This is a genomic window from Microcystis sp. M44BS1, assembly GCF_020244875.1.
In the GTDB taxonomy this organism is placed as follows: Bacteria; Cyanobacteriota; Cyanobacteriia; order Cyanobacteriales; family Microcystaceae; genus Microcystis; species Microcystis panniformis.
Window position 1 is genome coordinate 1 of record NZ_JADBVM010000330.1, and the last position, 10,384, is coordinate 10,384.

Below are 10,384 nucleotides of genomic sequence, written 5' to 3' on the forward strand. Positions count from 1 at the left end.
GTACGGGCGAAGCATTCGGGCAATAACCTATCGGTGAAACCGTAGATTTTTTATCCGAATGCTTCGCCCCTACAGGACGCGGGCCGATGAAGACGCAAGGTTTTGAAGCACGATTCTCTCAAAATCTTGCACCTGTTTCGCGAGAAAAGCCACAAAACCCTTACCTTGCCTACATTTCACCTTTATTCAGCAAACCCTAAATAGGTTAGGGAAGTGACTTTCAGTTAATGATGCTAAAAATGAACAATAATCTAAAATCAAGCCGATAATGACTAAATGCAACCGACGGAAGCCCAACTTAGAAAACTCTATCACCTAATTTCAATAAAGTCCGAAAACTATGGACGGGTAGGTTCTTTATGGGAGGAGAGGTCGGCGATGACCTTCTCGACCCCTAACTATCAGTTAACGATTTTTAAAAGCTTCGATCGCTGCCGGCAAAGTATAGTAAATTCTCTCCTCGCTAATTTTATCTAACAAGCGAGAACGTTGCAATTGTAAGTACAGATCGTGTTTAACCCTAGCGAGGGCGAAAACTATACCCTGTCTTGATAATTCCGCTGCTAGTTCCTCAAGAATCTCCACGGCTGTACTATCTAATTCCCCAAGAACCTCCGTATTCAAGACAAACCATTCTACCGGTTTTGTCTCCCGGGCAATGGCACTGAGAGCGCGACGTTTAAAGTCGGCCGCATTAGCAAAAAATAAGGGGGCATCGTAACGATAGATAACTAACCCCGGTATTGTTTGCGCTTCTGGCCAATCCTGGAGCGCGTGTAAACCCATCACCCCCGGAACCGTACCCAAGACCGCATCATCAGGCCGGGTAATGCGGGCCAATAAATCGATAACCGAGAGACCGATGGCGATGGCAACCCCGCTTAAAATCCCCGTGGTTAGCACCCCCACCATGGTCAGGACAGCGAGATTAAACTCACTATTGCGAAAGCTTTTTAGTCGTTTAGCGCCGGCAATATCCACCAGTTTACAGGCCGCATAAATCACCAGCGCACCCAAAGCGGCCTTGGGAAAGAGTGCCAGTAGCGGACCGAGGGAGAAAATGACCGCCACCACCACCACTGCCACCACCAGGGAGTAAATCTGACTTTTACTACCCACCGAATCGCCCACCGCAGTGCGACTGGCGCTGCTGCTGATGGGAAATCCCTGACAAAAACCCGCCGCCAGATTCCCCAGTCCCAGGGCTAAAAATTCTTGATTGGCATCGATTTCTTGGTTATGGCGTGCGGCGAAGGCTCTAGCGGTCAAGACGTTATCGGAATAGCCCACCAGGGCAATGCCGACGGCTGCGGTGACTAGGGGTAGTAATTGGGAAAAATCTAGGGTTGGTAAGCCAAAATTGGGCAAAGTCTTGCTAATTTTCCCCACTACTGCCACCCCCTCCCCATCGAGATGGAGGGTGGCGACGGCGAGGGTTCCCAGTAAAACCGCCAGCAAGGGACCAGGTGCTTTGGGAAAATATTTTTGGATGACAAATAGAAATAGTAGCAAAAATACAGCTAGGCTAAGGGTTGGCCAGTGCCATTGGTTTATTCCCCAGAAAAAAGCTAAAATTTCTTTAAAAACCGTATTTTCACGGATTGACAAACCACTAATTTTACCCAGTTGTCCCGCAATCATGATCACCGCCACTCCCGCCATATAACCGATCAGGATCGGTTTGGAGAGTAAATTAGCTAGAAATCCCAAGCGGGCGATATAAGCGACAAAACAGACTAAACCGACCATTAGGGCTAAAAAAGCCGCTAAACTGCCGTAATTTTCTCCTTGAAGGCTCACTATCGGTGCGATCGCTGCCGCCGTCATCACTGCCGTGGTCGATTCCGGTCCGAGGGATAGTTGCGGTGAGGAGCCGAAAAGGGCGTAAACTAGGGCAGCCGGCACGAGAGTCCACAATCCCACCACCGGCTCGACCCCGGCCAGGTCGCCGTAGGCCATACACTGGGGAATAGCGTAGGCCGCCACGGTGACACCGGCGAGGATATCTCGGCCCAGCCACTGCCATTGATAGGAGCGCAGGTTTTTTGTCCCGGGTAAATCAGGAAAATCGACTCGTCGGGAGTTTTTACTCATAGTTTCTCTCTTAACGGCGACTTAACCTAATTTTAACGGAAGAATTGGCTAGGAAAGGCCTTTAGGCTGAGATATTTTCTGTCAGCAGGATATTTATGCCATGTTAGTCACAATTTTAGTTAAACTGGCTAAATATACTCGGAAATATCCTCTTGACAATCATCGGCTAAGTATGATAGGGCGCGGAAACGTAACCCGACTAATTGCTCGTAGAGAGGATTTAACTTGCACAGAGGCGGAATATGGACTAATTTATGACCAAACAGCACGATATCCCGTTCAAAAGGACATTGAGGCGGCACCATTTTGCAGATAAACCGGGCCAAGCGCGGATCGTGCATTTCCACCCCATCTAACCAATCTTTGAGGGGATGCAGCAGATCCGGGTGGGGATGTTCGGCACTGATAAACTCGGATTTCTGCGCTTCCGTGGTAATTTCGGGAATTTCACAGACAGTATGTTCTAAAGCTGACAAGGCCTCGATTTCTAACCCGAAAGCATCCCGATAACTATGCAGTAATGCCGCTTCTGCGGGGGAATAAATGCCATCGGCGATCGCCACCATAACCGCCGTGCGGAGGAAGTTTTCTGATATTTTGGGGTCATGACCGAAACTTGCGGCCAATTCTTCGGGACTAATCGATTGATAGAGAACGTGGTCGTCATCTAATTCTAATTCATGAGCGAAACGGGCGATCGATTCCTGTTCGCTGGTGCTATAATCCCCATCACACCAAGCAATTGTCAGTAATCCCCGTAACCAGTCCCTAACTTGTTCGTTAGTGTAGCGGTATTGAACAGAGCTAACCATAGGTATTGCTAAAACTGATTTCTAGTTTCTCAATTTAATTCTACCCATCGCCCCCGGATTCTAGTGGCCCCCGTTCACATCATGTAACCATTGCAACTATCCTTATGGTCAGCTAGGAAGTTTTCGTTTTTCATCTGGCATAATCGGGCAATTTTCGCCCCTAGGAGCAGGGGTAAGGGTTGGCGCTGCTTGTCCCTTCCCCACCCGCGTCAGTCCTAGTGAAAAGGCGGATTCCTGGGATTAACGTCCAATACCGAGGTAACGGAAACCAGCTGCTGTCACCACCGCAGGATCGAGGAAATTGCGACCATCAATTAACACGGGTTCGCGCATGGTTTTAACCATTTTGCCGTAGTCAAGACGGAGGAATTCTTGCCATTCCGTCACCACCACCAAAGCGTCACAACCATCAGCCAATCTTTCTGGATCCGATTCGATAATCACACCACTGAGACCGTGACTTAAACCACTTTGGGAAACGATCGGATCATAGGCTTTTACCTTAGCACCTAAACGATTTAACTGTTCGATCATGGTTAAAGCCGGAGCATCGCGCATATCATCGGTATCGGGTTTAAAAGTTAATCCCAACAAACCGACGGTTTTACCCTTGAGGATTTTTAATTCCTGTTGGAGTTTTTCGATCGCAATTGTCCGTTGACGTTTGTTAACATTGATAGCGGCGTTAAGTAATTCCGTTTCGTAACCGTAGTCTTCTGCGGTATGCACCAAAGCTGACACATCTTTGGGGAAACAGGAACCCCCCCAACCGATCCCGGCCGAGAGAAACTTGCTGCCGATACGGGAATCTAAACCGATACCTTTAGCCACTTGGGTGACATCGGCCCCGACGCGATCGCAGATGTTAGCTACTTCGTTAATAAAGCTAATTTTGGTGGCTAGGAAGGCATTAGCGGCGTATTTAATCATTTCCGCCGAACTGAGATCCGTAACCACCACGGGAACGGGAGGCAAGGAGGTATCTTCAGAGAATTGACGTTCAACCAAAGGCGCGTACAATTGCTTCATCATTTCGATGGCTTTCGGGTTATTACTGCCTAAAACAATGCGATCGGGGTTAAAAGTATCATAAACTGCCGAACCTTCCCGTAAAAATTCGGGATTACTGACCACATCGAAATCCGCTTCAATGCGTTCTAGTGTACTAATACTTCCAGCAGCCACGAGCTTTTTTTGTCTCTCGGCCACGCCATCGAGGACGATCATCCGTACCCAATCCCCAGAACCGATGGGAACGGTAGATTTATTGACGATTACTTTATAACCACCGTTGAGATGGGCCCCAATACCCCGGGCCACCGCTTCCACATAACGGGTGTCACTTTCCCCCGTCGGTAGTGCAGGTGTACCAACAGCGATAAAGAGGATTTCGCCGTGTTTAACTCCCGCTTCTAGATCCGTGGAAAATTCCAGATTGCCGGAGGCTGCCGAAGACTGCATTAATTCCGATAACCCCGGTTCATAGATGGGGGATTGTCCCGATTTCATCAATTTGACTTTTTCTTCATTGTTATCAATACAGATAACATGATGGCCGATATGTGCTAGGCAAACCCCAGTGACTAAACCCACATAACCCGTTCCGATAACACAAACACGCATGATAATCACTCCAGTGACAATTAAGTTAAATTTATTGATTAGGGATTAGCTTAGACGAGAACGGAAATCCTCGATCGTCATTTTTAAACCCTGATTTAGAGGAATAGTTGGACTCCAATCCAGATAGGTTTTAGCACGAGTGATATCCGGTTGTCGTTGCTTGGGATCATCTTCCGGCAGTGGTTGATAGACCAATTCGGCCTCGGGATTAATCATGCCTTGGATCACTTGCGCTAATTCCAGAATTGTGTATTCATCGGGATTGCCGAGATTAACCGGCCCGATAAAGTCCCCATTCATCAAACGCATTAACCCTTCCACCAGGTCAGAAACATAGCAAAAACTGCGGGTTTGGGAACCTTCACCATAAACCGTCAGGGGTTCACCGCGCAAAGCTTGCACGACGAAATTACTCACCACTCGACCATCGTTTTCCAGCATTCGCGGGCCGTAGGTGTTGAAAATCCGGGCCACCCGGATATCGACTTTATGCTCCCGATAATACTCAAAAGCCAAGGTTTCCGCCACCCGTTTACCCTCGTCATAACAGGAACGCGGTCCGATGCAGTTGACATTGCCTCGATATTCTTCCGTTTGCGGATGCACATCGGGATCGCCATAGACTTCCGAGGTGGAAGCGAGCAAAAATCGCGCTTTTACCCGTTTAGCTAACCCCAGCATATACATAGTCCCTAAAACATTGGTTTTAATCGTTTTTACGGGGTTATATTGATAGTGGATTGGGGAAGCAGGACAGGCCAGGTGATAAATCTGATCGACTTCTAGACGGATCGGCTCGGTGATATCGTGACGAATTAGCTCAAAATAAGGATTTCCTAGCCATTTAACGATATTTCTGCGCGTCCCTGTGTAGAAGTTATCCAGACAGACCACTTCATGACCCTGTTCCATCAAGCGATCGATTAGATGGGAACCGATAAAACCCGCACCACCCGTAACTAGGATTCTCATGTAATCGAAAAGTAAACATATAAAATTATTCTTAAAATACCCTTACGCTGGCTTTTTGGCAAATATTTTTTTGAGGAGGTGTTAAGTATCAGTTATCAGTTATCAGTTATCAGCGATCGCCGATGCCAGGCTAATGGCTGAATAGACCTCCTGCAAAAGTAAGTTATCGAGGCGCTATCGGGTCAAAATATCTTAAAAACCAGATAAATTTGACATAATCTTAGGTTTTATGGATAAAATAGTTGTCTCTTGTCTTTTTTACCCTCCTGTTTTCCATTCTACTATCGACCATCTCCCCACCTAACGGAAGATTTTTGATTTTTGCAGGAGAGCTAATAATGGCTCGGTAATCCTTAAAATGGAAATAACACGCAAATTTGAGGCTAGATTATGACCAGTGGCGAGCAAAATAAGCTATTTATCCTGATTGATGGGCATTCTTTGGCTTTTCGTGCCTATTATGCCTTTGCTAAGTCTCGTTCTGGCCCTCTGCGTACTTCTAGCGGTATTCCCACCAGTGTTTGCTTTGGGTTTTTAAATTCTCTGATGCAGTTACTAGAAACTCAAAAACCCACTTATTTAGCGGTCGCTTTTGATTTAGCCGCTCCTTCTTTTCGCCATGAAGCTGATGTCAATTATAAGGCTAATCGGCAAGAAACTCCTGAAGAATTTCGCCCCGATTTAACTAATCTGCAAAGTCTCTTGGCAGCGATGAATATTCCTATTGTGACTTCCCCTGGTTATGAAGCAGATGATGTTTTAGGAACTTTGGCAAAACAAGCTGGCGATAATGGTTATACAGTCAAGATTTTAACAGGCGATCGAGATTTATTTCAATTGGTAGATGAGGAGAAAAAAACCACGGTTCTCTATCTGGATATTAATGCAGTCAAAAGTACATCGGGACAGGGTTATACAGAATTTAATTCCCAAGCTGTCACGGAAAAGTTAGGGGTGACACCAAAACAGGTAGTAGATTTTAAAGCTCTTTGCGGTGACAAGTCTGATAATATCCCCGGAGTGCGCGGAATTGGCGAAAAAACAGCGATAGATTTATTAAAAAAATACGATAACTTAGACGATATCTATACCAATCTGGAATCGATCAAGGGAATGGTAAAAACTAAATTATTAGAGGGGAAACCCGCCGCCGAAAGTTCTCGCTATTTAGCCAAAATTGCCCTTGATGCCCCCGTTAGCCTCGATGAGGAGAAATTTCGTCTCCGAGGTTTTGATCGGCGTTTAGTTAAACCTTTATTGGCAAGATTGGAGTTAAAGAAAATTCTCCAGAAACTCGATCAAATTCAACAGCAGCTAGGTGGCACTCCTCCCCTAGAATTAACTAGCGATGCTGATTCTAATCAATTGTCTCTGTTTGATTTACCCCCTGTTTCTCCACCGGTTCTAATTGCTCCCGACATTATTGATACTATTCCTAAGTTAGATGCTCTACTGGCCAAATTAACAACTTTTACTAATCGGCAATTTCCCGTCGCTTGGGACACCGAAACCACGGATTTAAATCCTCGTGTAGCCAAATTAGTCGGCATCGGTTGCTGTTGGGGAAAAGAATTAAATTCTCTGGCCTATATTCCTATCGGACACCAGAGCGGTGATAATTTAAATCTAGAGATAGTTCTTGAAAAATTACGCCCAATTTTAGCCAGTGATAATTATCCGAAAGTCTTCCAGAATGCGAAATTTGATATTGATGTTTTTTATCATCAAGGAATTACCGTTAAAGGTCTAGTTTTTGATACTATGGTGGCTAGTTATGTCCTCCATCCCGAACTAACTCATAATCTCGAAGATTTATGCGATCGCTATTTGGACGGTATCACTTCCCTTAGTTATAAAAGTCTCGGTATTCCTGGGGGAAAAACCATCGCTGATTTAGATATTGGCACTACTGCTAACTACTGTGGATTAGATGCCTACGCTACCTATTTACTTCGAGAAAAATTACAGTCAGAGTTAACTAAAATTCCCTCTTTATATCAATTATTCTCAGAAGTAGAATCTCCCCTCGTCATGGTGCTGTGGCAGATGGAAAATTATGGGATAAAAATTAATGTCAATTATCTAAAAAACTTGTCCCAGCAACTAGAAAGAGACTTAGCAGACATAGAAAAAAAAGCTTATGAATCTATCGGAGAAACTTTTAATCTTGGCTCTCCTAAACAGTTAAGTGAAATCCTTTTTGAGCGATTGGCACTCAATCGCAAAAAATCCAGAAAAACTAAAACAGGTTACTCTACCGATCAAAGTGTTTTAGAGAAACTACAAGGGGATCATCCCCTAATTGATTATATCCTTGAACATCGCACCTTATCCAAATTAAAATCCACTTATGTGGATGCTTTACCGAAATTAGCCGAACCAAAAACCGCACGAGTGCATACGGATTTTAATCAAACCATCACCAGCACCGGACGCTTATCATCCTCCAATCCTAACCTGCAAAATATCCCCGTTCGCAGTGAATTTTCTCGGCGAATTCGTCAAGCTTTTATCCCCGAAGATGGGTACTTATTAGTGTCAGCGGACTACTCACAAATCGAGTTAAGAATTCTTGCTCATCTCAGTCAAGAACCAGTTTTATTAGAAGCGTATCGTAGTAATCAAGATGTTCATAAAGTCACCGCTCAATTGCTCTTTGATAAAGGGGAAATTACCCCAGAAGAACGCAGTTTAGGGAAAACCATTAACTTCGGGGTTATTTATGGCATGGGAGCGCAAAAATTCGCCCGTGAATCGAAATTAACCGTAGAACAGGGCAGAAAATTTATTGAAAAATATCATCAACGTTATGCCCAAGTATTTGAGTATTTAGAGAATAGCAAAAAACAAGCAATCGCTCAGGGATATGTAGAAACAATTTTGGGTAGGAGACGTTATTTTAACTTTGATAATCCCCTCTTAAAAAGACTGCGGGGACTGTCCTTACATGACATCGATTTAGATAGCCTCAAACTCAACAACGAGGAGGCACAATTATTAAGATCGGCTGCTAATGCGCCCATTCAGGGTTCCAGTGCTGATATTATTAAAGTAGCGATGGTAAAATTGGCCGAGGTACTGCAAAATTATCGAGCGAGATTACTGCTGCAAGTCCATGATGAATTAGTCTTGGAAGTACCGAGGGAAGAATGGCCATCCCTAGAGTCAAAAATCAAGACGACTATGGAAGAAGCTGTCTCCTTGACAGTCCCTCTCTTGGTAGAAATAAAAGCCGGTGACAATTGGATGGAAACCAAATAAAACTATGATCGAAAACAGACAATTTTTAACCCCAGAAGAATCCGCGGATGTGGACGCTGCCCTCTTGACTTCTCCCGAAAAATTCCTGACTCGTTTAACGATTTCTTCCCTACGCTTACTAAAAATAATCGCCGAAGATACGGGAGTAACCCTAGAAGAACTAACCCATAAACAGGTAATCCAATGGCTAGAAAAAGATAGTAAACTGCGTCGGGAACAGGGGATCGAAGCGGCAGTGCTGAAATGGTAAATAAACTCTTAAAAAATAAGCTACCCCTGACAATTTATGCTAGTCTTTAGCTATAAAGTTACTGGAGTTACAACAATGACAATTACCCTAAAAGTGCCTAGTATTGCCTGTGAAGGTTGCGCTAATACCATTACTAAAGCGATTAATAATCAGCAACCGGCAGCCCAAATATCGGTGGATGTAGCCAATAAAATCGTCACCGTAGAAACCACCGCATCCCCCGCAGAAATTGCCCAATGGATCAGCGAAGTCGGCCATACTGTTGAGTCTGGAAGTGAGGGTTGACATCCTTCCCCGTTAAAAATATACCTCTGTAAAAATCAAGGGTAGTTCTATTTTTGTGTTGATCAGATTAGTTTGACTCCCAAGCTTTCTAGTTGTTGGTTTATCGAAAAGGAGCGATTACGATTAGAGGTACAAGGAACAACCATTACATCATCTAAAATTTGATTAATATCATTAGCTGATACGATAACAGCAGGACGAAGCTTAAACTGTTGAAATTGACTGGATGGCATGGGTACTTGACACAATACTACATCACCCTTTTGTAATTTCATCGGCAAAAATCTCGTCGTAGATGTCATGATCAGAACTAACCCATTCTTGATAAGCTTGAGAGGTAATTTGTTCAGTAAAGTTAAGTGTATTTGGGTTGTTATTTTGTAAATTTACTGCTAACTCTAACAATGGTTCTAATTGTTCATCAGAGAGATTTTGTGTTACTAAAGATAGTTTTTGTTTAATATTCATAGGTGGTTAGTCCAATTAATAGCTGTTACAATTATAATCTGTTTACTGTTGTTCATAGTCTTTAATAATGCTTTGAATATCCTTTACCGCCATATCAACTTGTTGAGATTTCGTCTAAATAGTGGCTCTTCGGGAATTGTTATGCAAATAATTAACTTAAAATAAAATTCGATGAGAGTACCTAGTCTCAAAAATAGCTGAAATCTATACAGGGAAAGACTTAAGGCACAAACTGGTTAATACCAAAAGATAGACAATTGAGTTAAAATTTGATATAATAGCCAAAAACGAGATTATTTTACTTATGATACTTGACAAATTTTTGAACCTACAAGGAACCTGTATTAAAGGCTATCGACACCTAGAAAATATCGGTATAGTTTTCCAAATCGAATCGAAAAATAAAAAAGCAGTCTGTCCTCGTTGTGGGTTAGAGAGCGATAAACTCCACCAAAATCATCGACATTTAGTCAAAGACTTACCGCTCTCAGGTCAACCAGTGTACCTACAAGTTAATCGTCGTCAATTTAAGTGCGGTAATTGTCAGAAACCCTTTAGCGAAGAGTTAGATTTTGTCGCCAAGAAACGAACCTATACGAAAAGACTAGCCGAGAATATA

10 protein-coding genes are annotated in these 10,384 nt (G+C 43.7%); 4 read left to right on the forward strand and 6 right to left on the reverse strand.

Features of this window, described 5'->3' with window-relative positions; all coding sequences use genetic code 11:
* Positions 1-405 precede the first annotated feature (405 nt).
* From IM515_RS24295 to IM515_RS24310, 4 genes are all read right to left on the reverse strand, one after another.
* The gene (locus tag IM515_RS24295) at positions 406-2,094 is read right to left on the reverse strand and encodes a SulP family inorganic anion transporter (protein ID WP_287627058.1); all 1,689 of its coding nucleotides are present in this window, start codon (positions 2,092-2,094) and stop codon (positions 406-408) included.
* Positions 2,095-2,222: 128 nt separating this feature from the next.
* Complete coding sequence (locus IM515_RS24300; RefSeq protein ID WP_193960954.1) at positions 2,223-2,906, reverse strand: Mo-dependent nitrogenase C-terminal domain-containing protein; 684 nt, start codon at positions 2,904-2,906, stop codon at positions 2,223-2,225.
* Between the two features lie 240 nt (positions 2,907-3,146).
* A complete protein-coding gene (locus IM515_RS24305; RefSeq protein WP_287627057.1) occupies positions 3,147-4,529 on the reverse strand; it encodes a UDP-glucose dehydrogenase family protein in 1,383 nt (460 codons plus the stop codon).
* 45 nt (positions 4,530-4,574) lie between these two features.
* The gene (locus tag IM515_RS24310) at positions 4,575-5,501 is read right to left on the reverse strand and encodes a UDP-glucuronic acid decarboxylase family protein (RefSeq protein ID WP_287627056.1); all 927 of its coding nucleotides are present in this window, start codon (positions 5,499-5,501) and stop codon (positions 4,575-4,577) included.
* A 390-nt stretch (positions 5,502-5,891) separates the two neighbouring features.
* Between IM515_RS24310 and polA the strand changes: the two genes are divergently transcribed.
* The 3 genes from polA to IM515_RS24325 are packed head-to-tail and all read left to right on the forward strand — an operon-like array spanning position 5,892 to position 9,297.
* Entirely contained in the window at positions 5,892-8,762 is a 2,871-nt protein-coding gene (gene polA / locus IM515_RS24315; RefSeq protein WP_287627055.1) for a DNA polymerase I, read from the forward strand.
* Between the two features lie 4 nt (positions 8,763-8,766).
* Complete coding sequence (locus IM515_RS24320; protein ID WP_002736270.1) at positions 8,767-9,012, forward strand: NDH complex assembly factor CRR9; 246 nt, start codon at positions 8,767-8,769, stop codon at positions 9,010-9,012.
* Between the two features lie 36 nt (positions 9,013-9,048).
* Positions 9,049-9,297 (forward strand): heavy-metal-associated domain-containing protein, encoded by a 249-nt coding sequence (locus tag IM515_RS24325; protein ID WP_002765377.1) that lies wholly within the window; start codon positions 9,049-9,051, stop codon positions 9,295-9,297.
* Positions 9,298-9,359: 62 nt separating this feature from the next.
* On the opposite strand, the gene IM515_RS24330 is transcribed toward IM515_RS24325, so the two are convergent.
* Positions 9,360-9,530, reverse strand: coding sequence for a type II toxin-antitoxin system PemK/MazF family toxin (locus IM515_RS24330; RefSeq protein WP_287627054.1), 171 nt, complete (start codon positions 9,528-9,530; stop codon positions 9,360-9,362).
* Between the two features lie 22 nt (positions 9,531-9,552).
* The gene (locus tag IM515_RS24335) at positions 9,553-9,765 is read right to left on the reverse strand and encodes a hypothetical protein (protein WP_002765380.1); all 213 of its coding nucleotides are present in this window, start codon (positions 9,763-9,765) and stop codon (positions 9,553-9,555) included.
* Between the two features lie 304 nt (positions 9,766-10,069).
* Between IM515_RS24335 and IM515_RS24340 the strand changes: the two genes are divergently transcribed.
* Positions 10,070-10,384, forward strand: a 315-nt coding sequence (locus IM515_RS24340; RefSeq protein WP_287698234.1) for a transposase family protein, incomplete at its 3' end; no start/stop codon positions are given.

Coding starts and splice junctions, on each gene's coding strand:
- IM515_RS24295 (WP_287627058.1), bottom strand. CDS start 2,094: ATGAGTAAAAACTCCCGACGAGTCGATTTTCCTGATTTACCCGGGACA.
- IM515_RS24310 (WP_287627056.1), bottom strand. CDS start 5,501: ATGAGAATCCTAGTTACGGGTGGTGCGGGTTTTATCGGTTCCCATCTA.
- IM515_RS24300 (WP_193960954.1), bottom strand. CDS start 2,906: ATGGTTAGCTCTGTTCAATACCGCTACACTAACGAACAAGTTAGGGAC.
- IM515_RS24305 (WP_287627057.1), bottom strand. CDS start 4,529: ATGCGTGTTTGTGTTATCGGAACGGGTTATGTGGGTTTAGTCACTGGG.
- IM515_RS24330 (WP_287627054.1), bottom strand. CDS start 9,530: ATGCCATCCAGTCAATTTCAACAGTTTAAGCTTCGTCCTGCTGTTATC.
- polA (WP_287627055.1), top strand. CDS start 5,892: ATGACCAGTGGCGAGCAAAATAAGCTATTTATCCTGATTGATGGGCAT.
- IM515_RS24320 (WP_002736270.1), top strand. CDS start 8,767: ATGATCGAAAACAGACAATTTTTAACCCCAGAAGAATCCGCGGATGTG.
- IM515_RS24325 (WP_002765377.1), top strand. CDS start 9,049: ATGCTAGTCTTTAGCTATAAAGTTACTGGAGTTACAACAATGACAATT.
- IM515_RS24335 (WP_002765380.1), bottom strand. CDS start 9,765: ATGAATATTAAACAAAAACTATCTTTAGTAACACAAAATCTCTCTGAT.